General features: G+C 57.1%; 24 protein-coding genes and 3 tRNA genes. 17 read left to right on the top strand and 10 right to left on the bottom strand.

Annotation, left to right across the window (positions count from 1 at the left end):
* Positions 1–12: 12 nt before the first annotated feature.
* Positions 13–1,107, bottom strand: coding sequence for an NADH:flavin oxidoreductase/NADH oxidase (locus ABJ076_RS16390; protein ID WP_348185250.1), 1,095 nt, complete (start codon positions 1,105–1,107; stop codon positions 13–15).
* Positions 1,108–1,201: 94 nt separating this feature from the next.
* Between ABJ076_RS16390 and ABJ076_RS16385 the strand changes: the two genes are divergently transcribed.
* The 6 genes from ABJ076_RS16385 (at position 1,202) to ABJ076_RS16360 (ending at position 6,108) form a co-directional block, all read left to right on the top strand.
* A complete protein-coding gene (locus ABJ076_RS16385; protein WP_348185248.1) occupies positions 1,202–1,630 on the top strand; it encodes a PaaI family thioesterase in 429 nt (142 codons plus the stop codon).
* Positions 1,627–2,538, top strand: coding sequence for an aldose 1-epimerase (locus ABJ076_RS16380; protein ID WP_348185246.1), 912 nt, complete (start codon positions 1,627–1,629; stop codon positions 2,536–2,538). The genes ABJ076_RS16385 and ABJ076_RS16380 overlap by 4 nt, the downstream gene beginning before the upstream one ends.
* Before the next feature lie 190 nt (positions 2,539–2,728).
* Positions 2,729–3,187, top strand: coding sequence for a 50S ribosomal protein L13 (gene rplM / locus ABJ076_RS16375; protein ID WP_348185244.1), 459 nt, complete (start codon positions 2,729–2,731; stop codon positions 3,185–3,187).
* Positions 3,188–3,229: 42 nt separating this feature from the next.
* A complete protein-coding gene (rpsI, locus tag ABJ076_RS16370; protein ID WP_348185927.1) occupies positions 3,230–3,688 on the top strand; it encodes a 30S ribosomal protein S9 in 459 nt (152 codons plus the stop codon).
* 126 nt (positions 3,689–3,814) lie between these two features.
* Positions 3,815–4,720 (top strand): NAD-dependent epimerase/dehydratase family protein, encoded by a 906-nt coding sequence (locus ABJ076_RS16365; protein ID WP_348185242.1) that lies wholly within the window; start codon positions 3,815–3,817, stop codon positions 4,718–4,720.
* A gap of 278 nt (positions 4,721–4,998) precedes the next feature.
* Positions 4,999–6,108 carry a dimethylsulfoniopropionate demethylase gene (locus tag ABJ076_RS16360; protein ID WP_348185240.1) on the top strand — a complete coding sequence of 370 codons (1,110 nt, stop codon included), beginning with the start codon at positions 4,999–5,001 and terminating at the stop codon, positions 6,106–6,108.
* A gap of 66 nt (positions 6,109–6,174) precedes the next feature.
* On the opposite strand, the gene ABJ076_RS16355 is transcribed toward ABJ076_RS16360, so the two are convergent.
* Entirely contained in the window at positions 6,175–6,843 is a 669-nt protein-coding gene (locus ABJ076_RS16355) for a substrate-binding domain-containing protein (protein WP_348290373.1), read from the bottom strand.
* Positions 6,844–7,172: 329 nt separating this feature from the next.
* Here ABJ076_RS16355 and ABJ076_RS16350 point away from each other — a divergent pair, with 329 nt between their 5' ends.
* The gene (locus ABJ076_RS16350; RefSeq protein ID WP_348185236.1) at positions 7,173–8,114 is read left to right on the top strand and encodes a hypothetical protein; all 942 of its coding nucleotides are present in this window, start codon (positions 7,173–7,175) and stop codon (positions 8,112–8,114) included.
* A 27-nt stretch (positions 8,115–8,141) separates the two neighbouring features.
* Here the strand turns inward: ABJ076_RS16350 and yghU are convergent, their stop codons facing one another.
* The 3 genes from yghU to ABJ076_RS16335 form a co-directional block, all read right to left on the bottom strand.
* Positions 8,142–8,999 carry a glutathione-dependent disulfide-bond oxidoreductase gene (gene yghU, locus ABJ076_RS16345; protein WP_348185234.1) on the bottom strand — a complete coding sequence of 286 codons (858 nt, stop codon included), beginning with the start codon at positions 8,997–8,999 and terminating at the stop codon, positions 8,142–8,144.
* A gap of 180 nt (positions 9,000–9,179) precedes the next feature.
* Entirely contained in the window at positions 9,180–10,388 is a 1,209-nt protein-coding gene (locus tag ABJ076_RS16340; protein WP_348185232.1) for an MFS transporter, read from the bottom strand.
* Positions 10,382–10,849, bottom strand: a complete 468-nt coding sequence (locus ABJ076_RS16335; protein ID WP_348185230.1) for a GNAT family N-acetyltransferase — start codon at positions 10,847–10,849, stop codon at positions 10,382–10,384. The genes ABJ076_RS16340 and ABJ076_RS16335 overlap by 7 nt, the downstream gene beginning before the upstream one ends.
* Before the next feature lie 134 nt (positions 10,850–10,983).
* Here ABJ076_RS16335 and ABJ076_RS16330 point away from each other — a divergent pair, with 134 nt between their 5' ends.
* Positions 10,984–11,505 (top strand): gamma carbonic anhydrase family protein, encoded by a 522-nt coding sequence (locus tag ABJ076_RS16330; protein ID WP_348185228.1) that lies wholly within the window; start codon positions 10,984–10,986, stop codon positions 11,503–11,505.
* Positions 11,506–11,529: 24 nt separating this feature from the next.
* On the opposite strand, the gene phaC is transcribed toward ABJ076_RS16330, so the two are convergent.
* Positions 11,530–13,329 (bottom strand): class I poly(R)-hydroxyalkanoic acid synthase, encoded by a 1,800-nt coding sequence (gene phaC / locus ABJ076_RS16325; protein WP_348185226.1) that lies wholly within the window; start codon positions 13,327–13,329, stop codon positions 11,530–11,532.
* Between the two features lie 287 nt (positions 13,330–13,616).
* On the opposite strand from phaC, the gene ABJ076_RS16320 reads away from it, so the two are divergent.
* The 4 genes from ABJ076_RS16320 to recJ all read left to right on the top strand — a co-directional run bounded on the left by ABJ076_RS16320 (position 13,617) and on the right by recJ (position 19,181).
* Positions 13,617–14,909, top strand: coding sequence for an OmpA family protein (locus tag ABJ076_RS16320; protein ID WP_348185224.1), 1,293 nt, complete (start codon positions 13,617–13,619; stop codon positions 14,907–14,909).
* A gap of 129 nt (positions 14,910–15,038) precedes the next feature.
* On the top strand, positions 15,039–16,328 hold the full coding sequence (locus tag ABJ076_RS16315) for a homoserine dehydrogenase (protein ID WP_348185222.1): 1,290 nt from the start codon (positions 15,039–15,041) through the stop codon (positions 16,326–16,328).
* Positions 16,329–16,426: 98 nt separating this feature from the next.
* A complete protein-coding gene (glpX, locus tag ABJ076_RS16310) occupies positions 16,427–17,401 on the top strand; it encodes a class II fructose-bisphosphatase (protein WP_348185925.1) in 975 nt (324 codons plus the stop codon).
* 4 nt (positions 17,402–17,405) lie between these two features.
* Entirely contained in the window at positions 17,406–19,181 is a 1,776-nt protein-coding gene (recJ, locus tag ABJ076_RS16305; RefSeq protein ID WP_348185220.1) for a single-stranded-DNA-specific exonuclease RecJ, read from the top strand.
* Positions 19,182–19,236: 55 nt separating this feature from the next.
* Here the strand turns inward: recJ and ABJ076_RS16300 are convergent, their stop codons facing one another.
* Positions 19,237–20,295 carry a cyclase family protein gene (locus tag ABJ076_RS16300; RefSeq protein WP_348185218.1) on the bottom strand — a complete coding sequence of 353 codons (1,059 nt, stop codon included), beginning with the start codon at positions 20,293–20,295 and terminating at the stop codon, positions 19,237–19,239.
* A 182-nt stretch (positions 20,296–20,477) separates the two neighbouring features.
* Between ABJ076_RS16300 and ABJ076_RS16295 the strand changes: the two genes are divergently transcribed.
* From ABJ076_RS16295 to ggt, 4 genes are all read left to right on the top strand, one after another.
* A tRNA-Glu gene (locus tag ABJ076_RS16295) sits at positions 20,478–20,553 on the top strand.
* A 50-nt stretch (positions 20,554–20,603) separates the two neighbouring features.
* Positions 20,604–20,679: transfer RNA gene (locus ABJ076_RS16290), tRNA-Glu, on the top strand.
* A 45-nt stretch (positions 20,680–20,724) separates the two neighbouring features.
* Positions 20,725–20,799: transfer RNA gene (locus ABJ076_RS16285), tRNA-Glu, on the top strand.
* Positions 20,800–20,860: 61 nt separating this feature from the next.
* Positions 20,861–22,603: a gamma-glutamyltransferase gene (gene ggt / locus ABJ076_RS16280; RefSeq protein WP_348185216.1), complete on the top strand. Its 1,743-nt coding sequence runs from the start codon at positions 20,861–20,863 to the stop codon at positions 22,601–22,603.
* 4 nt (positions 22,604–22,607) lie between these two features.
* Here the strand turns inward: ggt and ABJ076_RS16275 are convergent, their stop codons facing one another.
* From ABJ076_RS16275 to ABJ076_RS16265, 3 genes are all read right to left on the bottom strand, one after another.
* Positions 22,608–23,114: an HPP family protein gene (locus ABJ076_RS16275; protein ID WP_348185214.1), complete on the bottom strand. Its 507-nt coding sequence runs from the start codon at positions 23,112–23,114 to the stop codon at positions 22,608–22,610.
* A 4-nt stretch (positions 23,115–23,118) separates the two neighbouring features.
* Entirely contained in the window at positions 23,119–23,730 is a 612-nt protein-coding gene (locus ABJ076_RS16270) for a pyridoxamine 5'-phosphate oxidase family protein (RefSeq protein WP_348185212.1), read from the bottom strand.
* A 61-nt stretch (positions 23,731–23,791) separates the two neighbouring features.
* Entirely contained in the window at positions 23,792–24,340 is a 549-nt protein-coding gene (locus tag ABJ076_RS16265) for a carboxymuconolactone decarboxylase family protein (RefSeq protein WP_348185210.1), read from the bottom strand.
* Positions 24,341–24,474: 134 nt separating this feature from the next.
* On the opposite strand from ABJ076_RS16265, the gene ABJ076_RS16260 reads away from it, so the two are divergent.
* A complete protein-coding gene (locus ABJ076_RS16260) occupies positions 24,475–25,380 on the top strand; it encodes a LysR substrate-binding domain-containing protein (protein WP_348185208.1) in 906 nt (301 codons plus the stop codon).
* Positions 25,381–25,418: the final 38 nt, after the last annotated feature.

Here is a 25,418-nt window from a genome sequence, read left to right as displayed (position 1 = left end):
GTTCACGGCTATTTACTTCAATGTGGCGCCGGTCCATAGATCCGGCGCACAACGCGCATACTGCGCCGGGTAGGTAATGCTCTCACCCAACTCCTGAGCCGCGTGCCAGGCCCAGCGCGGGTCGTCCATCACGCCGCGGGCCAATGCGACCATGTCAGCTTCGCCTTTGGCTATAATGTTTTCCGCCTGCTGTGCTCCGACGATCATGCCAACTGCCATGGTCGGGATACCGGCTTCTTTTTTTACCTTTTCGGCCAGAAACACCTGGTATCCGGCTTTGACTTCGATTTTCTGGCGTGGGTCGAGACCACCTGTTGTGACGTCGATAAAATCACAGCCGAGGGATTTCAGCTCCTTCGCATAAGCCACTGCCTCATCAGGTGTGAAACCACCATCGACCCAGTCTGTCGCCGAAAACCGGACAGCATAGGGTTTTTCTGCCGGCCAGACTGCACGGCAAGCCTCGAAAACCTCAAGCGGGAAGCGCAGGCGGTTCTCGAGGCTGCCACCATAGCTGTCCGTTCGCTGGTTGCTCAGCGGCGAGACGAATTGATGCAGCAGATACCCATGTCCGCCATGCAGTTCGGCGAGGTCGAATCCCGCTCTGTCCGCCCGTATGGTGCTCTCGACGAATTCCGCTTTGACCTTGGCCAGCCCGGCATCATCGAGGCCGAGCGGTGCCGGCCAGTCCGCATAGCCAATAGGAGAGGGGCCGACGGGCTGCCAGCGGCCTTTGCCCTCGGCAACGGGCGTGCCGCCCTTGCCCGGGGGATTGGTCGAGCCTTTGCGGCCCGAATGACCGATCTGAATGCCGAGCTTTGCAGTACCGTATTCTTTGCAAAAGTCGACGAACCGCTTGATCGTCGCTTCGTTCTCGTCCGAATAGAGACCGAGGCAATTGGGTGAGATCCGCCCTTCGGCGGAGACATGCGTCGCCTCGGTAATCAGCAGCCCGCCTGCGCCCATGGCCAGATTTCCATAGTGCATCAAGTGCCAGTCATTCGCGGACCCGTTCTCGGACGCGTATTGGCACATGGCCGAAACGGCGATGCGGTTATCCAGAGTGAGGCCACGAAAACTGATCGGGGAAAAAAGATGACTGCTCATACGGCTCTATCCTAGTTTTTGTCCGCACATGCTGGCGCGTAAAATATCTTATGAATACAACAATATCGGTATTTCGCCCCCGGAGGAGGACTGAATGACGAAGTTGAGCAATGCCGAAATGGACCGGATCGCTCGGGAAGAAGTGCCTGCGGTTGGCCAGTACGGCGTGCGGTTTGAGGAGATCGGCGACGGGACGGCTCGGGCGGTTCTGCCGTATCAGGAGGATTTCTTGCGTCCCGGCGGCACGGTAAGCGGTCCGGTTATGATGGGGCTGGCGGATGTCGTGGTTTATGCTTGCGTGCTGTCGCGCATTGGGATTGTGAAACTCGCCGTGACCACCAGCCTGAATGCCAACTTCCTGCGCCGTCCGAAGCCGGCTGATCTGGTCGCCGAAGGGCGTTTGCTGAAATGCGGCAAGCGACTGGCCTATGGTGAAGTGACGTTGTTTAGCGCCGGTGAGGAAGACGACCCTGTCTGCCATGTAACAGCGACCTATTCGATTCCGCCGCGAGATCAGCAATGATGACCGATTTTGTCCTTCGGCTTTCGGACGGTAGTCTGTCTGCCGAGATTCTGCCTGAAGATGGTGGCCGTATCGCCGCATTCTGGAGTGAGGCTGGTGGGAATCGGACGGACTGGTTCGTGCCCCGGCCGCAACCCGGAGACTCAGATGCTGGATCGACTGCTTGGGGCAGTTTTCCTTTGGTGCCGTTCTCCAATCGTATCCGTGATGGCCGCTTTACGTGGGATGGTAAAGAACACCGGATTACCGCTACAGAGAAGAACGCGTCCCACGCCATTCATGGCCATGGCCGTACGGTACCGTGGGAGGTGGAGAGCCTTTCTGAGATGCGCGCCGAACTGTCCTATGTTTATCCAGGTGACGACTGGCCTTTTCCTTACAAGGCGCGACAGGCGTTCGAACTGATGGACGGAACGCTTGCAATTTCAATGAGGCTCGAAAACACCGGAACGAAAGCTATGCCCAGCGGGCTTGGCCATCACCCGTATCTGCCATGGCGGTCCGGTCCATTGTTGGCAACCTCGTTCGCTTCGATATGGCCGGCTGTTCATGGGGTTTTGCCGGTGAGCTCGGAAGGTGTTCCAAGACATCTCGATTTTTCCAGGGCAGAGGAACGTGCTCTGCCGCGTGGACTGGATACAGGTTTCAGCGGCTGGAGCAGTCATGCTCTGCTACACTGGCCAAAAGAGGGGCTGAGCCTCGAAATAGAGGGCAGTGAGACGCTCTCCCATTGCATTTTGTTTACACCAGAAGACAAGCCGTTCTTCTGTGTCGAGCCAGTCACCCATTGTATAGATGCCATTAACTTGTCGGCTGCCGGTGTTGCTGGAACAGGGATGCAGACGGTTCCGCCGGGCGGAAAACTTGTCGCTTCGATGCGGTTCAAACCAGTTCTTGAAGCACAATAAGCCTTTCATACTGTTATAAAACGACTTAGATGCACGGTAATATGTTACCGTTCTTGTAAAGCTATTGAAAAACCGCGCTTTTTCGCGCTTGACTTCACAATACGTATCCGTATTTTACGCCAACCGCTGCAGGGGGCTCCGGCCTTTGTGCGGCTATTGAATTTCGCAGCATCACTGGATGGTTAGAGAGATGCGTACTTACTCGGCTAAACCGAGCGAGATCGAGAAGAAGTGGTGGATCGTTGATGCCGAAGGCATGATCCTGGGCCGCCTCGCGACCGTTCTTGCAAACTACCTGCGCGGCAAGCATAAGCCGACCTTCACCCCGCACATGGATTGTGGCGACAACATCGTCGTGATCAATGCTGAAAAGGTGAAGCTCACCGGCAACAAGCGGACCGACAAAACCTTTTACTGGCACACCGGTTATCCGGGCGGCATCAAGTCCCGTACTATGGACAAGATCCTGGACGGAAAGCATCCGGAACGTGTGCTCGAGAAGGCCGTACAGCGGATGATCAGCCGTGGCCCGCTGGCCCGTGAACAGATGCGCAATCTTCGTATCTATGCCGGTACCGAGCATCCGCATGAGGCGCAGCAGCCTGAAGTGCTGGACGTCGCCGCGATGAACCCGAAGAACAAGAGGTAAACCATGTCCGTTGAGACCGAAGCGACCAACGAAGGCGCAGGCATGGAAGCGCTCGAAGCTCTGAAGCAGGATGCTGTTGAAGAGGCTGCGAAAGCTGAGCCGAAGCTCGACAAGTTCGGCCGGGCCTATGCCACTGGTAAGCGTAAGAACGCGATTGCCCGCGTCTGGATCAAGCCGGGTACCGGCAAGATCGTGGTCAACGGCCGGGATGACAGCGTGTACTTCGCCCGTCCCGTGCTGCGCATGATCATCAACCAGCCGTTCACGGTTGCGGACCGCACTGAGCAGTTCGATGTCTATGCGACCGTCACTGGTGGCGGCCTTTCCGGTCAGGCCGGTGCCGTTCGTCACGGTATCTCCAAGGCGCTCACCTACTTCGAACCGGGCCTGCGCTCGCCGCTGAAGAAGGTCGGCTTCCTGACCCGTGATCCTCGTGTGGTCGAGCGTAAGAAATACGGTAAGGCGAAAGCGCGCCGGAGCTTCCAGTTCTCCAAGCGCTAAAGCGATCAAACATATCAGACGGAAAAACGCGGCCTTGTGCCGCGTTTTTTTTATTTGGCTGTTCTGTTGTGATTAAACCGATCCCGTATGCTTCCATGCACTAAGCCGGAAACACGGGAGGATTAGGTGAATATCTTTCTTACTGGAGCGAGCGGATATATCGGCGGCTCGGTCGCTGTCCATTTTTTAGAGAACGGCTTTAGCGTTCGCGGTTTGGTTCGGACAGAGGAAAAAGCATCACTCGTTCGGGCGCGGGGTGTAGAACCGGTTATAGGCAGCCTTGATGATGGCGCTCTTCTGAAGCGCGAGGCGATAGCGGCAGATGCAGTTGTTAACACGGCGAGTGCGGATCATCGACCTGCTGTCGAGGCTTTTCTCGAAGCGCTTTCGGGAAGTGGCAAGACCTTTCTCCACACTAGCGGATCAAGCATCGTCGGACAACGCGACCAAGGGCGATATCGGGACGTTGAATTCGATGAGGACACGCCGTTCGAACCTTCACCGGCCCGAATGGCGCGTGTAGCCCTCAACAGGGATATTTTGGCGTCGACGGAGAATGGGATATGTCCCGTGATAATTGCTCCGAGCCTGATCTACGGAGCGGGGCTGGGCGTTAATCCGGATAGCATGCAAGTCCCGTGGTTGATTGATCTTGCGCGCTGTACTGGTGGCGCGCGCCATATAGGGCCTGGCACAAACGTATGGTCTAATGTTCATATTCAGGATCTTGTCGGGCTCTATTTCATGGCACTGAACCACGCCCCGGCCGGGGCGTTCTATTATGCCGAGAATGGTGAAAGCACCATGCGCGACGTCTGCGGCGCTATTAGCGAAATGCTGGATTTTGGTGGTGAGACCGTCGAAATGCCAGTCTCTGAAGCAGCTGAACACTGGGGCGACGGGCCGGCTAACGACACGATGGGATCTAATAGCCGCGTGCGGGCGGTGCGGGCCCGGAACGAGCTTGGCTGGGCGCCCAGTGCGCCCAGCCTGATTGAAGAGATTAAGAGCGGTTGCTACGCTGTTGCCTAGACCGGCACGTTGACGGAGGCGGGAGCTTCTCGTTCTCTAAGTACCCAATTATGTTACGTCGAAGCCATAATCTGCGGCGCTCCCCCTCAATGGTGGCGCCGCTTATCTTTTTCGACTTGGCTGTGTTTTATATTTTCGAGCGCAGACCAAGAAAATGGTCTCATTTTTACGTTTTATTGTGTGTTTGCCGAATTATGTCGTTTTGAAACAAGTAATTATGGGGACATCTTAAGTAAAAGCAATTAGCCGGTTATAAAAAAAATTTAGGGTGGAATTCGATGGGTATTCCTTTTCTTTCGGTGTCACGCAGACTGCGCCGGACGCCTTTCTCCGAAGGTGTAGAGCAGGCCGGTGTCCGCGCCTTCACGGTTTATAATCACATGCTTCTACCAACCGTGTTCCGGTCGGTCGAAGAAGATTATCGCCACCTCAAAGAAGCCGTGCAGGTCTGGGACGTCTCTTGCGAGCGCCAGGTGGAGATCCGCGGACCCGACTCTGGCCGCCTCGTTCAAATGCTTACCCCTCGCGATCTGAGAAGCATGTTGCCAGGCCAGTGCTCATACATACCGATCGTGGATGAGACTGGGGGGATGCTGAATGACCCGGTGCTGCTTAAGTTAAGCGATAACAGATGGTGGATATCCATCGCAGACAGCGATTTGCTCTATTGGGTTAAGGGGCTGGCCTACGGGTACCGTCTTGACGTGCTGGTGGACGAACCTGATGTTTCGCCCCTGGCTGTTCAGGGGCCGAAAGCAGAGGACCTGATGGCCCGGGTTTTTGGCGATTCTATCCGCCGGATACGGTTTTTCCGCTTTGGCCATTTTGAATTCAAGGGACGGGATATGGTTGTCGCCCGCTCAGGATATTCGAAACAAGGCGGTTTCGAAATCTATGTCAATGGGTCCGATATGGGGATGCCTCTATGGAACGCCCTCATGGAAGCCGGGCGCGATCTGGATGTGCATGCCGGATGCCCAAATGTAATTGAGCGTATCGAGAGCGGGCTTCTTTCCTACGGAAATGACATGACCGACGACAACACGCCGCATGAATGCGGATTGGGGAAGTTCTGTAATACGCAAAGCGCCATCGGGTGTATCGGGCGGGATGCTCTCTTGAGAGTGGCAAAGGAAGGCCCGGTTCAACAAATTCGGCCGATCTCGATTGATGGAGACCCTGTCCCTGTCTGTGAAACGTTCTGGCCAATTAAGGCCAACGGCCGGACGGTCGGACGCGTGAGTTCGGCAGTATGGTCGCCGGACTTCAAAACGAATGTCGCGATCGGCATGGTTCATGTAACGCACTGGGACGCCGGTACAAAAGTGAACGTAATCACTCCTGATGGCCCACGACAGGCCGAAGTTCATGAAAGTTTCTGGAACTGATTGGGCATTGGATTAGACGCGAACGGTCGGCCTGATTGAGTATCCGGGCGATACAGTGTCTCAGGATCATCCCTGCAGCACGTGTCGCTCGGTATGGAAACTTTTTGATACCCAATCTATTGCTTTACGGAGATACGGAAATTGTTCTGTCTCCGGGGGGATGATCATCCAGTATTCCGCAGCCAGCTCCTCTATCGGTGATGTTACGCGGACGAGGTGCTGATCAGTATCGCCGATAAAGCAGGGCAACAGGCCAAGGCCCGCGTGCCCCCTGATAGCATCACGCACGAGATGTGTGTCTGTTACACGCAGGGTCGGTGTTAGCGGAGCCAGGCGCTCTTCTTGCCAGCGCATGCTTTTGTAGTGCGCCTGCTCTTCCGTGAAGAGAACCCAACTACAGGCCTGATAACGGGCCTCTGTGAAAGCCTCCTGATGGCTCTCGGCATAGTCACGGCTTGCATAGATTGCCGATCTGATAATCCCAACCTTGCGCGTAATGAATGTTCCTGTAAGCGGCAGGCCATGGCGAACCGCGATGTCTGCTTCCCGGCGGGCGAAGCTTTCCGTTCGCTCTGAGGCGACCAGCTCAATTGCAAGACCGGCATCGCGAGCTGCTCTAAGGTGGCGCGCGAGGAATGCAGCCGGCCATTCCATGACACTGATCCTGACGGTTCCTCCGGCTGATGCTTGCAGATGCTCGCTTTGCCGGGTGAGTTCCGCCGCTGATTGTTCCATGGCTTCCGCCGTGGGCCTTAATGCTTCTCCGGCGGTCGTCAACAGATGCCCCGAGCGGCCCCGTGTGAACAAGGCAACGCCAAGGGCATCTTCCAGGGTCTGTAAACGGCGCCCGACTGTTGGCTGCGTTACGCCTGTTTTTGCTGCTGCTTGCCGCAATGTGCCTGTGCGCGCGATTGCGAGGAATATGCGGAGGTCATCCCAGTTCACATCTTGAAGCCTATTGTTAGAAAAATGTATCGTAATTGCCAATAATATATCTATCGCGTTAAAATTGTATCGGTAATCTTTGCGTCGTAGATGCCTTAATTTTTCTCGGATCAATGATAATGCAGAAATCGGTTCTCCCGATTTTGATTTCCGCCGTCGCGACATGGGCGTTGTTGCTGGTTTGTAGCCGTGCCTTGGTCATTGGACTTAGCCTCGACCCATGGATGTTCACATTCCTGCAAATGGGATCTGGAGGCCTTTTCTTCATCGTGATTTCACGGGGAGCTGAAGCTGGCATCAGTGCTCTTTGGCGGACCGATACATGGCTCATTGGTGTGTTCAGGGTCGGAACGGCAGCGCTGTACATGGCAGCGCTGATTCATGTCGACGTGCTTCAGGCCGGGTTTTTTGCGTCCATCAGTGTTCCGATGTCCGCACTCGCTGTTTGTTTTCTGTTTAACCGACAGCCAACTCGCCTTGAGTTGATGGGACATCTCCCGCTTATTGCCGGAGCCGCCGCAACTGCCTTCGGGTTCGAGGGCAGCATTCAGAACCCGGCATTTTTATTGTTGGCTCTGTCGCAAGTCTGCGTTCTGGCTGCGAGCCTGTTTGCCGAGCGGCATCCACACATGATGGCAATGGCGCCGCGGACGCGCCTGCGTCTCACCGGGATTATCCTGCTGGTGACCGCGATGGGCTTTGCCGTCTGGCGCATTCTTCAGTCAACGGTGGGGTTGGCCGGAGATGCGGATATTACAGAGCTTATGAGACCGGAACTCTGGGCGGCGGGACTTGGGCTTGGGATTACGCTGAGGGGGCTGGCGACATATCTCGGCTTACGCGCAGCGGCTGTCGCCGGCACGCATAACTACCTTGCGGCGGCGCTCGCCCTGCCAATGGTGGGGGCGGTACTGGAGTGTTTTGTTGCCTGGTACGGCTATGGCGCCTGGCCGGATATCGGACCGCTTCAAACGATCGCCGGTACGCTGATCCTAGGCGGCGGAAGCGTGGTAATTTACGCCCGGAAGCGGGCAGGAAAGATGGCCACCCAGACCACTTGATGGCCTGGGTGGTTCGATGATGAAGGCCTATAGACCGAGCTTGTCGATATCTGCTGCGGAATGCCGTTCTTCGAGTTGTTCGCTCGGATCGCCGGACACGCGATTGACGACGCGGCCACGCTTTACCGCTTTGCGGGCGGCAATCTCCTTGGTCCAGCGCTGAACATTCTTGTAGCTCTCTACCTCAAGGAAGGTCCCGGAATCATTGTAGATCTTGCCTTGGGCGAGGATTCCATACCACGGCCAGATCGCAATATCGGCTATGGTGTACTCATCTCCGGCGATGTACTGGGTTTCGGCAAGCTGGCGGTCCAGAACATCGAGCTGACGCTTCGTTTCCATAGCAAACCGGTTGATCGGATATTCGTATTTCTCCGGCGCATAGGCATAGAAATGCCCGAACCCGCCGCCGAGATAGGGCGCGCTGCCCATTTGCCAGAACAACCAGTTCATGCATTCGGCCCGCTCTGCGGGGGTAGTGGGAAGGAAGTCGCCAAACTTTTCAGCGAGGTAGACCAGAATAGAGCCTGACTCGAAAACGCGGGTCGGTGTTGGCGTGCTGCGGTCGAGCAGGGCCGGGATCTTGGAGTTAGGGTTGATGGCGACAAAGTCGCTGCCGAACTGGTCGCCGTCACCAATACGAATGGTGTAGGCATCATATTCAGCGCCCTTGTGGCCGCGCTCGAGCAGTTCCTCAAGCATCACGGTGACCTTGACACCATTCGGTGTCGCCAGAGAGTAGAGCTGAAGCGGGTTTTCGCCAACGGGGAGCGTCTTTTCGTGCGTAGCGCCTGCAATCGGCCTGTTGGTGCTGGCGAATTTGCCGCCATTCTCTTTATCCCAGGTCCAGATTTTAGGGGGCGTATAGGGCGTTTGATCGTTCATGAAGCCTCATCCATTCAAATGATTTCGGGCCCGGGCCGACGCTCCGGTTATTAGCCAGATGGGAGATGGCCACATTTGAACAAGCTTAAAAAGCGGATTTTGACCTCAGGAAAAAGACTGTTTCTGTTTTGCAAGCGAGTGGTGTGTGACGTTGGCCTGCCATTTTAGATCAATTTCGCGCTAGCGGCGTCCGTGCGCGAGTTTCATGGAGGCCGGCATTGCTCGCAACCGGGCCATAGCTAGCACGCCGAGGAACGGGCCGGCAGCCAGTGGAACAAACGCGCCGCTCCAGCCGAACCAGTCAACGAGATATGGCACCGCATGAATGGTTGCGATCGTGAGAACGAAGCCAATACAGGTCTGTGTTGTGACCATGGTGCCCACATAAGCGGGTGGGGAGAGCTCGATCACGCTGGCGGAGAACTGGGCTGAGTCGGCGATGATGGATGTGCCCCACACCACGCAGAGGATGACCAGCACATAAGTAGGCATGCCAAACGCGAAACCGGCGAAGATGCAGCAAAGACCGCTGATGGCCATGGCTCCGATGGTAAGCCGGGTGCGGCCAATCCGGTCGGCGAGAAAGCCACCCGCGATGCTTCCCGCGGCGCCAGAGCCGATCATTGTGAAAGCGAGTAGTTTTGCCAGCTCCGGTGCAGAATCTCCGCCAGGATACATAGCAAGGCTGGACGCGAGGAACAGGCCAATCCAGGCCCAGACCGCATAAAGTTCCACCATATGTCCGAAATAACCGAAATTGGCGAGCCTGAGTGCCGGGTCGGTCAGGGCCTGAAGCATTAGTCCGGGCTTGAAGGCCGCAGCCTTGGAAAAGGGACGTCCAGGCTCGAAGAGCTGGCAAAGAAGCCCGGCGACAGCCGCCATGGCTGAGCTGGCGATAATGGTGAAACGCCAGTCGAGGCCGCCGAACAGATCGATCAGGTGCGGCGCTCCGGAGCCCAGTGTCAGGGCCGCGACCAGCAGGCCGACCAGGAAACCACGATCTTTTTCTGTCCACGAGGAAATCAGAACCATGCCGACCGGATAGACTCCGGCCATGCAGGCACCAACGATGAACCTAAGGACAGGCATCCATGGGCCGGCCGGATCAATCGAAAGCGTCGCCAAGTTTGCGGCGGCAGCCGTGAGAGCGGAAAACATGAACAAGGTCTGGGGCTTGACCCGGTCAACAAGTGTGAAAAAGGCACTTGTCAGAGTGCCGGCGACAAACCCGAAAGACACGGCGCTTGCCATGGCGGCAGCCTGACTGTCACTCAGAATCATTTCCTGACGAAGCCCGGGAATGATGGCCGAGCCGCTGAACCAGAGTGTCATCGCCAGGACTTCACAGAAAGTTAGCAGGGCGACGTTGCGCCACTTCCCGGTCAGCACGATCCCGTCTCCTGGAATGAGCGGGAGATATAGATTGCATCTGGTTCGCCTTCTTCGTTCTGAGAGCCATCACGTAAGGCAGAGCAATGGAAACCATGCCTCTCATAAAACCGGCGTGCGTGTTTGTTTTCTTGAAAGACACAAAGAGAGACTGGGCCAGGCTGTGATGACATAGCGTTGTGAAGTAGTTTTGAGCCGATACCTTGTCCCTGTGCTTCCGCAGCCACGTAGAGATGTTCCAAAAAATTTTCTCTAGCTGCAGCAAAGCCCACAAGGTTTCTAGAGCAGAGGGCGACGGTGACCGCATTCCCTTTCAAGACAACGTGCTCCATCCACCTTAGGGTCTCCTCGCGGCTGTGAATTATCGGAAGATATGGCATGCTGATATGGCGCACGGTGATGAACAGTTCAGTCATTGGTTCCGCATCGCCGGTATGTGCGGCCCTCAGTTCGACTTCCATTGATGACCCAGTAAGACATTCAATCAGCTTGAGCGGTTTTGGGCTTCCGCTCCTGAGAATTCAAGTCCCGATTCGGCATGACAAGCGGGACTGATCCAAGTGTGATGACATGAAAAGGCTAAAGGGAGACAAGCGTGCCGGCACTTTTGAGACGCGTTAAGGGGAAGATGCCTTCAGTCGCGACACCATCCTTTCTGGCGGAAACGGCGGCGTTGATTGGCGATGTTACCGTCGGAGCGGAGAGCAGCATCTGGTATGGGGCCGTCTTGCGCGGTGACGACAATCCTATCCGGGTCGGGCGGCGCAGCAACGTCCAGGATGGAACAATCGTACATGTAAGCTCAAAGGGGCAGGGCACCGAGATTGGAGATGATGTGTCGATCGGTCATGCGGCGATCATCCATGCCTGCATCTTGCAAGATCGCTCTTTCGTTGGCATGGGCGCTACCGTGATGGATGGGGCCGTTGTTGAAAGCGGAGCTATGGTTGCCGCAGGGGCGCTCGTCGCTCCGGGGAAGATAGTGCGCACGGGCCAGCTTTGGATGGGGAATCCGGGACGATATACCCGCGACCTGACGGATCAGGAGAAAGACTATCTCTCATATGTGTCGGTCCATTACTGGGAGTTGGCGCAGGAATATCTCACGGAAAGCTGACTCCGAGGGGAGCCCGAAGATCTCTCAGTCCTTATTCTGGACTTTCACATAACTTCCCGGTGCATCCTCGATTGCTGTCAAAGCGCCGTCACCGGGGATCCTCGCCTCGACCTTACCGCCTCCGTGCCGAGACATCCATTTGGCCCATTCAGGCCACCAGGTGCTTTCGTGATAGGTTGCTCCTTCGAGCCATTTATCCGGTGACTTCGGTCGGCGGCTATTCGTGTAGTGTCCATATTTAGGCTTGTCGCTGGGCGGATTGACCACGCCGGCGATATGCCCCGAGCCTGCAAGGCAGAATTTGATGGGACCGGAATAAATCTGTGTCGCCCTATAAGTCGATGTCCATGGGGCGATGTGATCTTCCTTGGTCGACAGAATAAACGCCGGCGTCTTGATTGTGCGGAGGTCGATCGGAGTCCCGGCAAGAGTGATGGCGCCGGGCTCTATCAGTTTGTTTTCCTGATACATATTCCGCAGATAGAAGCTGTGCATCACCGCCGGCATCCGGGTCGAATCAGAGTTCCAGTAGAGCAGATCAAACGGGAACGGGTCTTTGCCGAGCAAGTAATTGTTTACGACGAACGACCAGATCAGATCGTTGGCGCGCAGCATGTTAAAGGTCGAAGCCATTTCCGAGCCGTCGAGGTACCCACGTTTGTTCATCTTGTCTTCGAGTGCAGCGAGTTGCTCCTCGTCGATGAAGACGCTGAGCTCTCCCGCTTCCTCGAAATCAACCATCGTCGTGAAGAAAGTGATCGACTTTACGCGATCATCTTTCTTGTTGGCCATGTAGGCGAGGGTGGCCGCCATCAGAGTGCCGCCGATGCAATAGCCAATGACATTTGCTTCTTTCTCGCCTGTCGCTTGCTCTATCGCACCCAAAGCGGCCAGGGGGCCTTCAAGCATGTAATCCTCGAAGGATTTCTGGCTCAGAGTCTCATCCGGATTGACCCAGGAAACGACGAAAACCGTGAAGCCCTCTGATACAGCCCAGCGGATAAAGGAATTCTTTTCCCGTAGATCCAGAATGTAGAATTTGTTGATCCACGGGGGCACGATCAGCAGCGGACGGCGATAAACCGTCTCGGTCGATGGTGCGTACTGGATCAGTTGCATCAAGTCGTTCTGGTAGACGACCTTTCCCGGAGAGGTGGCGATGTTCTTACCAACTTCGAAGGCATCGGGATCAGTCATCCGGATCGACAGCTTGCCTTTGCCGCGTTCGAGATCTTCCAGCAGGTTCTGCAGGCCATGAACGAGGTTATCGCCATGGGTTTCAATGGTCGTTCGCAGCACTTCCGGATTGGTCATCAGGAAGTTTGTCGGCGCCATCGCGTCGACAAACTGCCGGGTGTAGAAGTCGACCTTCTGCTGGGTTTTCGGATCGAGCCCTTCGGTCTGCCCGACAAGATCCTGTGTCCAGCGCGATGTCAGCAGATAGCTCTGTTTGATGAAGTCGAAGACAACATTTTCCTGCCATGCCTCGTCACGGAAACGGCGGTCGGGCACTTCCGAGGAAACTGTCGGCTCTGGTTCCTTTCCGAGCCAGCGTTGCGCGGACCGGTTCCAGATATCCATGTAGCCTTGCCAGAGATCCATCTGGGCCTGAACGAGATGAGCCGGATTGTTCATCATCTGGTTCGTAAGGGACATGAAAGCATCAGCCAGATGCAGAGGATCGGGTTCGGCGGCTTTGCCCTCAGTTTTCTGTCGCTCCACGAAGCCGTTCACGAGCTTTTGCGAACGCGTGGCGATGTCCTGCATGGTGCTTGCGAATTCAACCGGATCGATCTGCTTCATCTCCTCCGAAAGCTCATGCATCCCAACCTCACTTATTCAGCCAACGATTTGAAATCAATTGTAGCAATAGTAGGGATTGAGTGTGGCATTTCAAAGAACCATACCCTTAATTTCAGATAGTAATCTGTGTTTTTCCAAGCAACTATGGTAAATCCGTCCGCAGCAAGTTTACTGTCGATGGCCAGTGTTCGCATGACCTGTCCCATGGGCGGAGTTTCTGAAGGATGACGGGTATGTATAAAGGGCGCCACAATTCGGCTTTGGGTCTTGTAACGGCCTTGAGTATGACACTTGCTGGGTGCTCATCCGTGCCGGACGCGCTTAATCCGGTTGAGTGGTACAATGATTCCGCATCTGCCGTCGGCGGCTGGTTTGATGATTCTGGTGCCGATACGTCTGGTGACACAGGCGCCTATCCGAATGTCTCTTCTGTTCCCGATACTCCGGCACCACGGACGACTGCGTCAGAAAGAGCGGATATCAAAGACAAACTGGTCTCTGACAGGGCGAACGCGCAGTATGACGATAAAGACTCCGCACCATCAGTGACGGATGCCAGCACTGCATCTCTTGCGCAGATTCAGCCGAAAGCTCCTGCTGCTGTCGTGCCTGCTGGAGGGACCGAAAGTGTTACCTCAGAACAGATTAAACCGCTCCGGATGACTGCTTCGGATGAAGCTACCAAGCAGATTGAGGAGCCGGTAAATGCTGCAGCATCATCGCTGCCGTCTCAAGCTGCGATCGATACCGGGAACACATCGCGGCGATCCAGCTTGTGGCCGAATTCGCCGGCGCCTGAAACTGGTGGGGATCGCCCGGTAACGAGCGCCAGGGTAGGAGAGCCGACAGCGCGTGATAACACCGCAAACCGTACCCGCACCGGGACGCTTGGCGCGCGTTACAAACGGTTGATCGCTGGTTCAGAGTCCAATTCTTCCGAGCCCGTTGTAGCAGAATCTGAACCTGTTGTTGCAGAGAGTGCATCCGCTCCGGAGACGGTCCTTGAACAAGTGCCGACAGCGGAAACTGTAACACAGACAGCAACTGTTCCAACGACCCCGGAGCCAGTCACCGAACCTGAACCCGCTCCGGTGCCAACCGCTCCAACTCCTCTCCCTGCTGAAACGGGCCCGCTGGCGCTCAGCATTCCGGAGAACGGGGCCTTCAATTTCGACGATCCGAGTGTGATCGTTGACGAGAGTGCTTTGCCAGGTGGCTTTGGAAGCTATCCAACTGCCGGCGGCGGTTCGTACCAGGCAGGAGTAATCAGGTTTACCAACGGGTCTTCACGTCTATCTGCTTCGGATCGCGGCGTAATACGCGAGCTAGTGCCATTGATTCGGGAATATAATGCAAGCGTCGAGGTTGTCGGGCATGCGTCGAGCCGTACCCGGAACATGGATCCGTCCGAGCACAAACTGATTAATTTTGAGGTTTCCCTGAAGCGCGCGAATACTGTTGCCGAGGCGCTGATCAATGCAGGAGCGCCGTCGGATAGGATTTCCGTGCTCGCTGTTGGCGACAGCCAGCCTCTGTCATCAGAAGCGATGCCGGCAGGTGAGGCCGAAAATCGCCGGGCTGAAATCTATCTCATCTATTGACCCGCGATCCCTGCGGGGTATGAAAGCGGTGCTTTGGCGGCTCGGCCGCTGGGTCGCACGTTAAATCTGGCGCGGCGGGATTCGTGACATGACGGATTCCGGCGCAGGTCCGTTAGGGAGAATGAATCCATGCAGCCGTTCAGAGTAGCAATCGCCGGACTGGGTACTGTCGGGGCGGAAACGGCGCGTATTCTGTTGACTGACACGGAGATGCTGAGTGCCCGTGCCGGTCGTCCGATCGAGTTGAAAGCTGTTTCAGCGCGGGATAAGACCCGCGATCGTGGTGTCGATCTTGATGGCGTCGACTGGGTAGATGATGCGGCAACACTGGCTGCACGCAATGACGTCGATTGTGTGCTGGAACTCATCGGCGGTTCGGAAGGCGTGGCGCATGACCTCGTTTTGGATTCCGTAAAATCCGGTAAGTCAGTCGTGACGGCAAACAAGGCTCTGATCGCGCATCATGGATCTGAAATAGCAAAAGCCTGCGAAGAGAACAAAGTCGGTCTCGGGTTTGAAGCTGCTGTTGCCGGCGGCATTCCGATTATCAAATCGCTGCGCGAAGGTCTGGTCGGGAACCATGTCACACGGGTCTATGGAATCCTGAACGGCACCTGTAACTACATCATGAGCGTAATGCGAGAGACCGGTAGGCCATTCGATGACGTGCTGGCTGATGCCCAGCGCCTTGGTTACGCCGAAGCCGACCCGTCCTTCGATGTAGACGGGATCGACGCGGCGCATAAGCTGGCCATACTTTCTGCCATTGCTTTTGGGCATCATGTCGATTTTGACAATGTCCATGTCGAAGGTGTTCGTCATGTATCGCCGCTGGATATCACCTTCGCCGAGGAACTCGGTTACCGCATCAAGCTTCTTGGGATCGCCGAAGAATCGGATGCGGGCGTGCAGCAGCGAGTTCATCCGTGCATGGTGAAGGCGGACACACCCATTGGGCAGGTTGAAGATGTGTTCAATGCCGTGGTCGCGGAAGGCAGTGCTGTTGGAACGACTCTCTCTTACGGCCGCGGCGCCGGAGCGGGCCCGACTGCGTCGGCGGTGATCGCCGATGTGATGGACCTTGCTGCTGGCCGGCGGGTGCCGGTATTCGGTCTCGATTCAAGCAAGCTTTCACCGGCGCGCACAGCACCCATCGCTTCTTTAACCGGATGTTACTATCTACGTTTGATGGTGATAGATCGACCGGGTGTGCTCGCCGATGTAACGGCGGTGTTCCGTGATCATGAGGTCTCTATTGAGGCGATGATCCAGCGGGCTCGAAATCCGGAAGAAGCGGTGCCTTTGGTCCTGACCACACACGAAACGTCGGAAACGGCGATCAAGGCATCGTTTGAGGAACTGGCGAGGTTGGATTGCGTGCTGGAAGAGCCTCGTCAGATCAGGATAGAAGACTTCTAATTTCCGGAGGCCATTGCCCTCGGGACGATAGTGATCAAAACCAAGACGAAAAAAGGACGATAAATATGGCCGAGAGGGAAACGCAGGGCGCGCTGACCATGGACCGGAACCTTGCGCTCGAAGCCGTGCGGGTGACGGAAGCTGCGGCGCTCGCGGCGTCTCGCCTGATGGGGCGTGGCGACGAGAAGGAAGCCGATCAGGCGGCAGTCGACGCCATGCGGAGCGCCCTAAACAACCTTGAGATCGACGGCACTGTGGTTATTGGCGAAGGCGAACGAGACGAGGCGCCGATGCTCTACATCGGTGAAAAGGTCGGCAAGGGTGGCCCGAAGATCGATATCGCACTCGATCCGCTGGAAGGCACCACGATTACTGCCAAGGGTGGCCCCAACGCTCTTGCGGTCGTCGCCATGGCCAATGAAGGCGGTTTCCTGAATGCTCCGGACGTTTATATGGACAAGATCGCCGTTGGCGGCGATCTGCCGGAAGGTGTTGTCGACCTCGACAACAGCGTCGCTGAAAATCTTGCCAATCTCGCCAAAGCGAAGAAGATGGAGATTGAAGATCTCGTCGTCTGCATCCTCGACCGTCCTCGCCATAGCGATCTGATTTCCAAGGTGCGCGACGCGGGTGCCCGGATCATGCTGATCGACGATGGTGACGTTTCGGGTGTGATTGCCACCTCCCAGCCGACCAGCGGTGTTGACCTGTATATGGGCTCGGGCGGCGCTCCTGAGGGCGTTCTGGCCGCGGCAGCACTTCGTTGCATCGGTGGCCAGATGCAGACCCGTCTATTGTTCCGGAACGATGATGAGCGCGGACGGGCAACCCGACTGGGAATCACTGACTTTGATCGCAAGTACGGTTTGCTTGATCTGGCCAGCGGCGATGTGATGTTTGCTGCGACCGGCGTCACCACCGGCACCATGCTTCAGGGCGTGCGCAAGTATCAGGGTGGGGCGATGACCCACTCGATCATCATGCGTTCCAAGACCGGTACCGTCCGTACCGTAGAGGCGCACCACGACTGGACCCGGAAATCCGCCGAAACCGGTTTCGATAAAGACCAGTAAGACCGTGCAGAGTTTCCTCGGGATTGAGCGCTCCTTCAGCGGTAAACGCTGGATCCCGCGGCATGGCACGGACTCCGAGACAGAGCGTGTCGGGCTCGCCATTGCCCAGCGCTTTGGATTTCCCGAGCTGGTGGGACGGATGATTGCCGCGCGCAATGTCGGACTGGACGAGGTCGAGGGGTTTCTCGACCCGACGCTGAAGTCACAGATGCCTGATCCGGGTACCTTGCAAGACATGACATGCTGCGTCGAGCGTATCGCGAAAGCGGTAAGGGACGGCGAACGCATAGCTGTTTTTTCGGACTATGACGTTGATGGCGCGACCTCGGCTGCCATTCTGATCCGTTACCTCCGCTGGATGGGTGTCGATCCGCTGCTCTACATTCCTGACCGGATCAATGAGGGGTATGGGCCGAATGCCCCCGCTCTTCTGAAACTTAAAGAGCAGGGCGCCTCTGTAATCATCACACTCGATTGCGGCGTGACTGCCTACGATCCACTGCGTGCTGCGGCGGATGCTGGTATTGAGATGATCGTCGTAGATCATCACATGGCGGAACCGGAGCTGCCGAGAGCGCTCGCGATAGTCAATCCGAACCGGATCGACGAGGACGGATCGCTTGGCCATCTTGCGGCCTGCGGTGTCACGTTCCTCGTTACCGTTGCGCTGAACCGGGCTCTGCGGGAGGCTGGCTATTTCAGCGGTCGGCAGGAGCCAAACCTGCTGCACCTTCTTGATCTGGTGGCACTTGGCACAGTGTGCGACGTTGTGCCTCTGAAGGGCCTGAACCGTGCCTTCGTTATCCAGGGGCTGAAGGTCATGGCCAAGCGCGGTAACAAGGGATTGGTCGCACTTGCTGACGTTGCCGGTGTCGACTCCCGGCCGGAACCTTACCATCTAGGCTACATACTCGGGCCGCGGGTAAATGCGGGTGGCCGTGTTGGCAAGAGCGACCTTGGCGCGCGCCTACTTCTTACCGATTCTCCAGAAGAGGCTGCTGCACTGGCGGCCGAACTCGACAAATTCAACACGGACCGCCGTGAAATTGAGGCACAGGTCCTGGCGGAAGCTGAGGCGCTGGCCGCCGAACAACCCGACGACGCACCGGCAATTGTCGTGGCCGCCGAGAACTGGCATCCAGGCGTGATCGGTATCGTTGCCGGACGCTTGAAGGAGCGCTACGCTCGACCAGCCTGCGTGATCGCCTTGGATAATGGAGTCGGCAAGGGGTCCGGACGTTCAGTTCCTGGTGTGTCCCTCGGTCCGGCGGTGATTGCTGCTCATCAGGCTGGGCTGCTGGTTGCCGGCGGCGGTCATGCCATGGCTGCGGGCTTTACAGTCGAAGCAGACAAGCTGGACACCTTCCGGGCCTTTCTCGCCGAACGAATTCACAGCGAGCTGGAAGGCGAACCGATTGTGCCGACCCTTTCTGTTGATTCGCCACTCGCCATTGGCGGTGCAAGCCGGGATCTGGTCGACACTATCCAGAAAGTCGGCCCTTTTGGCGCCGGAAATTCAGAGCCGCGTTTTGTGCTGACTGATGTCCGCCTTGTCGATGTCCGTGAGGTCGGTACGGGTCATGTGCGCTGCGTCTTCACTGGTGCCGACGGCAAGCGTCTGAAAGGCATCGCCTTTCGCGCTCTGGAAGGTGATCTCGGCCCGGCGCTGCTGAAAAGCAGCGGGCGCCCGATTCATGTTGCGGGCCATCTTCGGCCGGATGACTGGAATGGCCGCAGTGATGTACAGATCATGATCGACGACGCCGCCGACGTCTCCTGACAAACATAAAGCGGTGCCCGAAGGCACCGCTTTTCAGATATGGCAGTAAAGTCTTCTAGCGGATTGCGAGAGGAGCGCCCATTGAGCCCGTGGCGCCCGCCACCGGGGTCGGCGTGTACATATAGGCGAACTGATAGACCCCGTCGGCTGCCAGTTCCGATAGCTTCATGTTTTCCTGATTCACGATACCGTGTCGTGTCTGCAGGAAGGTGTGAACACAGAACACGCAGGCCGGGTCCGGGTTCGGCACCGCATCGACCGGCCATGTATCGGCCCCCGTTACGCCCGCTTTGACATCTTCGGCAACCCATCGGGCGACTTCCATGCCGATCCCTGGACAGCCGTTGTTGTAAGTCTCTGCATCATTCCAGTGCTTTTCCCAGCCAGTGCGGAAGATGATCGCGTCACCTTCTGCAAACTGAAAGCCTTCCATACCCTGTTTTTTCAAAGCTGCCTCTACATCGGCCATCGTGATCACGTCACCGGCGACCATCGACTCGACCCCGCGCACAGCCGCGATGTCCAGCATGATACCGCGGGCTACAATCGGATGCAGTTTTTCGGTCCCGAGCTTGGTTAGCCCGTAAGGCGTGATCATCTCGTCGGCAGTGACGCCGTTGTACCAGCGCATCTCGCCTTTGTTTCCGGCCGTTCCGCTATTTACACCTATATGGCCCAACCCATCGAACTGGGTCCCGACCTGGCCTATTTCGGTTGCCAGAAACTCGTCGTTCCACAGCACCTGATTGCCCCCGAATGCCCCTCCGGTTGGTGCTCCGGGAATGCGGAGCGTGAATTTACGGGCGCCGAACAAAGGCATATCCGCTGTGTATGGGTGCCCAAGCTTGTAGGTCTTCCCGGTTTTGATCTGCGAGATCGCCCGCATGACCACCTCAGGTTTCAGGTACCAGTTGGTCGAACCAGCTTCGTCTTCAGCGCCCCATAGCGGATTTGGCCACCATTTCGAGCCGAGCGGTGTTTCCATCTTGTCCCCGTCGACCCAGGGTTTTCCTGCGCACCCTTTCCAGTTTTGAGGTGTGCAGTCGGCATCCGCCGCACCGCCGAATCCGAGCGTTCCGGCAATTGCCATTACGACGAGTGTATATTTTCTCATTATTTCCTCCCTGGTTTGTGGGCGGCGCGTTTAAGGGACAAAGTGGCCGTCCGTGCTCCCAACGCAATTATTCGCGACTTTTCAAAGAACAGCAAAAAGGTTTTAACGCGTGTGGCGCGAATAGAGATTCTGAGCTTGATTTCCCAAGAATGAACGAGTACACCAACGCCTCGCTCGACGACGACCCCTTCGTCTAGAGGCCTAGGACACCGCCCTTTCACGGCGGCAACACGGGTTCGAATCCCGTAGGGGTCGCCACTTTACCTCGGAGTATCGAGCGGTTGGAGAGATTTGGTTTCTCCTTCGACGACCCCTTCGTCTAGAGGCCTAGGACACCGCCCTTTCACGGCGGCAACACGGGTTCGAATCCCGTAGGGGTCGCCATTCACTTTTTGCCGCTCTATAAGGCTGATGACAGACTTGTCTACAGGCCCCTTCGTCTAGCGGTCAGGACGCGGCCCTCTCACGGCTGAAACACGGGTTCGATTCCCGTAGGGGTCACCAACATTTAATTTTCCCAAGACCTGCCTAGTCACCCCCTGTAAAGCTTAACGGGGAGGGGCTGATGATCATTTCTAAACATTTTCTCGTTGCTGTCGGACTTGGCTTGATCGGCGGCACGGCATTCGCGGCTGATATCCAGCCGGAAGGGCCGAGCGGTCTGACGGAGCAAACCGGTGCGACGGCCAAGCGTTTCATGGTCGCAGCAGCCAATCCGCATGCTGTCGAAGCCGGGTACGATATCCTGAAGGCTGGTGGCACTGCCATCGACGCTGCGGTTGCCGTGCAGACGGTACTTAACCTCGTGGAGCCGCAATCGTCCGGAATCGGCGGCGGTGCCTTTCTCATCTACTGGGATGCGACAACAGGGCACCTTACGACGTATGACGGGCGTGAGACCGCGCCAGCTGGTGCAGGAACGGACTACTTTCTGAAGCCCGATGGCAGCCGTAAAGGGTTCTGGGAAGCCGTTAATGGCGCTGGTTCCGTTGGTGTGCCCGGCACGGTTGCGTTGCTCGATATGGCGCACGAGGCGCACGGTGCATTGCCTTGGCCGGATCTGTTCCAACCGGCAATCCGATTGGCGCGCGACGGTTTCGAAATCTCCCAACGGCTGGGCGGAGCTATTGCTCGAGCGGCACAACGAGGATTGTCTGACCAAAAGTCCGGCAGCGGTGCCTATTTCTTCAATTCTGACGGCACGCCGAAAGCCTCCGGGACCTTGCTAAAAAATCCGGCCTTTGCCAACAGCCTGGAGGCGATTGCGGCCAGCGGTGCTACGGCTTTTTACGAAGGAGATATCGCGGAGAGCGTGTTGGCCGCTTTGGCATCGACACCGGACAATCCCAGTCTTATGACGCCGGCGGATCTCGCAGGATACCGTGCGGTTGAGCGAGCGCCGGTCTGTATCGGCTATCGTGCTTACGAAATCTGCGGCATGGGGCCACCGAGCTCTGGTGCTCTTACTATCGGCCAAATCCTGGGTATGCTCTCTGAATTCGACATGAAGGCCATCGGCTATGGGCCTGTTGCTGCACATCTTTTTTCCGAGGCGTCGCGTCTCGCATATGCGGACAGGGCGCTCTACGTGGCGGACGACGATTTTGTGGACGTTCCGGCGCGGGGCTTGCTTGATCCGCACTATTTACGGGCGCGGGCGGCGATGATTTATGCGGGACAGGCCATGGGAAAAGCGGAGCCTGGAACCCCGCCTTTTGCCAGAAAGGGCGATCTTTCCCCGGACCAGCAGCCTGAGCGGGCAGGGACCAGTCACTTCGTTATTGTTGACGCGGCTGGTAACGCGGTTTCCATGACCACAACGATCGAGACTGGTTTTGGCAGCCGTCTTATGGCTGGCGGTTTTCTGTTGAATAACGAGCTGACCGATTTCTCGTTCCTTCCGGAGAAAGACGGCAAGCTGATTGCCAATCGCGTCGAAGGCGGAAAGCGCCCCCGCAGCTCCATGGCGCCGACGATTGTTCTCAAGGATGGCCGCCCGGTGATTCTGATCGGCTCGCCCGGAGGCAGCCGTATTATCCCCTATGTGGCCTGGGCACTGATTGGGATGATCGACTGGGGCATGGACCCGCAACAGGCCATTAATCTGGGACATGTCAGTAACCGGAACGGCTCGACGGACCTGGAAGAGGGAACACCTGTCGCTTCCTGGCGTTCGGCGCTCGAAGCGAAAGGGCATACTGTCAAGGTCCGGTCGATGAATTCGGGTCTGCATGCCATCAGGATACAGGATGGCATGCTCACCGGCGGAGCGGATCCTCGGCGCGAAGGAACGGTGAGGGGCGATTGAGCACTCACCAGTAGACTGGATACTTTTTGCCCGGGCGCAGATTATTGAAAATCAACGCGACGACGACGATCAAAAGCGCGCCGGACAGGACAGGCGTGGGCAAAAATGCCGGGCCCGGTTGAAGAACGAAGATCACGGCGGGATCGGCACCCGCCGGTGCGTGGCCGGTTCCGGTCCACATCATTGCGGAAACAGCTAGCCCGATTGCCAGCGCCATGGCGGGCCAGTCGGGACCGAGGACAGCCAGAACTGAAAGGCCAACGAGGCTGGATATCAGGTGCCCGAAGACGATGTTGCGGGGCTGCGCCAAGGGGCTTTCCGGCAAGGCAAAAGCGAGGAAACATGACGCACCGAACGGCACCATCATCAACACGGCGTCCAGCATTTCCGAAAGCCCGGCGGCGAAACCGATGGCAAGCATAGTGCCAAGGCCGCTGAGGAGTGCGGCGGCCGGTCGCACTGGTTCAGGGCAGACGCCTCCACCGGTCATTTTCTTGAAAAGAAATGGCACGTGATCAACCCTCCAGTTCGGCCAGTCGGGTTTCCAGAAAACTCAGACGGTCGCGCAGCGGCGCAACCGCATCGGCGATGTCGGCTTCCGTGAACCGAGGCGTGATATGCTGTGGGCAATTCCAGTCGGTCGCCTCGATGTGCAGGACGACGGCGCGTTCAACGCGCGCCCGATAGTCCGGAAGCTGTAGGCTTTCCAGAATTTCCGGTGCGTCCTCGTTGTGCAGGATTTCTGCCCGTGCCAGGATTTTGAGCCGGCGCCGGTTTGCATAATCCATCAGGATCATCGCGACCCGGTCGTTTCCGTTTATGTTGCCGACGCTCAAATACTGCCGGTTTCCACGGAAATCCGCGTATCCGATGGTCTTCTCGTCGAACACTTTTAGAAATCCGGCAGGGCCGCCGCGGAACTGTACATAAGGCCAGCCGGTCTCTGAGACGGTTGCCTGATAGAAACCATCCCGGGCCTGGATGAAAGAGACCTCTGCTTCGGTCAGTCCGGTGAAGTCGTCCTCGCCGGACGACTGGAAGCGACTCATCTGCGTCCTGCTGCCATAGCGCTCCTGCGCTGTCTGGACATTTGGAGTAAAGCTGATTTCTGCGAATGGTCTGGCCATGATCCAGGCTCCTGCATTGCGGGGGAGGAGGGACGGCAAAGCGCCGCCCCTCCGGAGGGGCTCAGGCGGCCTGTGCCGTCAGCGCGACCTTCGGGAAGTCAATATCCACTTCAGTCGATTTGGCGAGAATGTTGGTCAGCAGGTTCATGCCGACATGGACCACGATCTCGACAATTTCTGCGTCCGAATAGCCAGCATCGCGGACAGCGCCGAACTCGGCCTCGGTCAACGCGCCTTTGTGTTCACTCAATGCCAGAGCGAAAGCGACGGCGGCAGCAGCCCGTTTGTCGGTAGACCCGCCGGACCGGTTCGCGGTCATATCGTCGTCCGTCAGGCCGGACTTGCGGCCGATGGCGGTGTGGGCGGACAGGCAGTACTGGCAGCTATTCCTGTCCGCGAGAGCAATTGCGATCCGCTCCCTTGTCTGCGCATCGAGAGCGCCGGCACCGGCGATTTCATGCAGGCCGAGGAAGGATGTCAGGGCTGTTGGTGATTGGGCGAGAACGGCGAGGAAGTTGGGAACCATCCCGAGCTTGCCTCGAATGGCGTCAAGCAAGGCGCCCTGTTCAGAGGTTGCGGTTTCCTTGGTGATCCTAGCAATGCGGCTCATATCCGATCCTTTCAGCGCCAGTGGTTATGATTGGGGGAAAGCTGTGATGTCCGGCGTCTGAAATAGATCGTCTATTCCGTTAGAAGAATGAATGAGCATATAGTGAAAAAAACCATTCCACTTAATGGAATAAAATGGACCGATTTCGCGAGTTACAAGTCTTCATAAAAGTGGCTGAAACGGGTGGCTTCGCAGCAGCAGCTCGGTTGCTTGCCATGTCTCCGCCAGCGGTGACGCGCGCGGTCTCCGCACTTGAGGCGCGTCTGAATGTCCGGCTTCTGGTGCGAACTACACGGTCTGTTCGCCTGACCGAGAACGGCCGGAGGCTGCTGGCGGACGGGCGCTCCGTTTTGAATGCGCTGGAGCAGGCCGAGGAAGCGGTTGGAGGCTCCCCGCAGGCCCCCAGAGGCCATATCCGTATAACGGCACCGGTTCTGTTCGGCTGCCACGTCGTTGCGCCTGTGCTGGGGGCGTTCCTGGACCAGTTCACAGACGTGACGGCCGAGACGCTGTTCGTTGACCGGGTCGTCAATGTCGTGGAGGAGGGGCTGGATGTTGCTATCCGCATTGGGGACCTGCCGGACTCATCCCTGACCGCGATCCGCGTGGGGTCAGTCTGTCGCGTGGTCGCTGGCGCTCCCGCTTATTTCGAAGAGCACGGGGTGCCGGAACACCCGTCCGATCTTGTAAACCATCGCCTTATCAATCCATTGGCATTTGGCAGACGGATCTCATGGATTTTCGAGCAGAATAGAAAGCCGATTGTTTTTGAATCAGAGGCGCGTCTGGCACTCAATACGAACGATGCGATCCTGGAACTGCTGCGTGGGGGATGGGGAATATCACGACTACTTTCCTATCAGGTCGCGACTGGGGTCAGGAATGGCACGTTGATGACCGTACTCGACGCATTTCGGCCCACGCCTGTACCAGTGCATGTGGTTCATCCTGAGGGACGTATAGCCTCGGCAAAAGTGAGGGCGCTGGTGGACTTTTTGGTGGAAAACCTCAGGCGTGATGAGATTTTGCAGATGGCCTGACATATTGGGGTGCGGGTATCCACTTGCACGGAGTGACT

The sequence above is a fragment of the Nisaea sp. genome, from assembly GCF_039990255.1.
Classification (GTDB): domain Bacteria; phylum Pseudomonadota; class Alphaproteobacteria; order Thalassobaculales; family Thalassobaculaceae; genus Nisaea.
Note: the sequence above shows the minus strand (reverse complement) of the source record. Positions and strands in the feature narration are given on the sequence as shown.

Excerpts from the sequence above, each read along its gene's own strand:
- ABJ076_RS16260 (WP_348185208.1), top strand. The coding sequence starts at position 24,475 with ATGGACCGATTTCGCGAGTTACAAGTCTTCATAAAAGTGGCTGAAACG.
- ABJ076_RS16355 (WP_348290373.1), bottom strand. The coding sequence starts at position 6,843 with ATGGAACAATCAGCGGCGGAACTCACCCGGCAAAGCGAGCATCTGCAA.
- rpsI (WP_348185927.1), top strand. The coding sequence starts at position 3,230 with ATGGAAGCGCTCGAAGCTCTGAAGCAGGATGCTGTTGAAGAGGCTGCG.
- ABJ076_RS16385 (WP_348185248.1), top strand. The coding sequence starts at position 1,202 with ATGACGAAGTTGAGCAATGCCGAAATGGACCGGATCGCTCGGGAAGAA.
- ABJ076_RS16300 (WP_348185218.1), bottom strand. The coding sequence starts at position 20,295 with ATGAGAAAATATACACTCGTCGTAATGGCAATTGCCGGAACGCTCGGA.
- ABJ076_RS16390 (WP_348185250.1), bottom strand. The coding sequence starts at position 1,107 with ATGAGCAGTCATCTTTTTTCCCCGATCAGTTTTCGTGGCCTCACTCTG.
- ABJ076_RS16315 (WP_348185222.1), top strand. The coding sequence starts at position 15,039 with ATGCAGCCGTTCAGAGTAGCAATCGCCGGACTGGGTACTGTCGGGGCG.
- ggt (WP_348185216.1), top strand. The coding sequence starts at position 20,861 with ATGATCATTTCTAAACATTTTCTCGTTGCTGTCGGACTTGGCTTGATC.
- ABJ076_RS16265 (WP_348185210.1), bottom strand. The coding sequence starts at position 24,340 with ATGAGCCGCATTGCTAGGATCACCAAGGAAACCGCAACCTCTGAACAG.
- ABJ076_RS16350 (WP_348185236.1), top strand. The coding sequence starts at position 7,173 with ATGCAGAAATCGGTTCTCCCGATTTTGATTTCCGCCGTCGCGACATGG.
- ABJ076_RS16380 (WP_348185246.1), top strand. The coding sequence starts at position 1,627 with ATGATGACCGATTTTGTCCTTCGGCTTTCGGACGGTAGTCTGTCTGCC.
- yghU (WP_348185234.1), bottom strand. The coding sequence starts at position 8,999 with ATGAACGATCAAACGCCCTATACGCCCCCTAAAATCTGGACCTGGGAT.
- ABJ076_RS16360 (WP_348185240.1), top strand. The coding sequence starts at position 4,999 with ATGGGTATTCCTTTTCTTTCGGTGTCACGCAGACTGCGCCGGACGCCT.
- rplM (WP_348185244.1), top strand. The coding sequence starts at position 2,729 with ATGCGTACTTACTCGGCTAAACCGAGCGAGATCGAGAAGAAGTGGTGG.
- glpX (WP_348185925.1), top strand. The coding sequence starts at position 16,427 with ATGGACCGGAACCTTGCGCTCGAAGCCGTGCGGGTGACGGAAGCTGCG.
- ABJ076_RS16335 (WP_348185230.1), bottom strand. The coding sequence starts at position 10,849 with ATGGAAGTCGAACTGAGGGCCGCACATACCGGCGATGCGGAACCAATG.
- ABJ076_RS16270 (WP_348185212.1), bottom strand. The coding sequence starts at position 23,730 with ATGGCCAGACCATTCGCAGAAATCAGCTTTACTCCAAATGTCCAGACA.
- phaC (WP_348185226.1), bottom strand. The coding sequence starts at position 13,329 with ATGCATGAGCTTTCGGAGGAGATGAAGCAGATCGATCCGGTTGAATTC.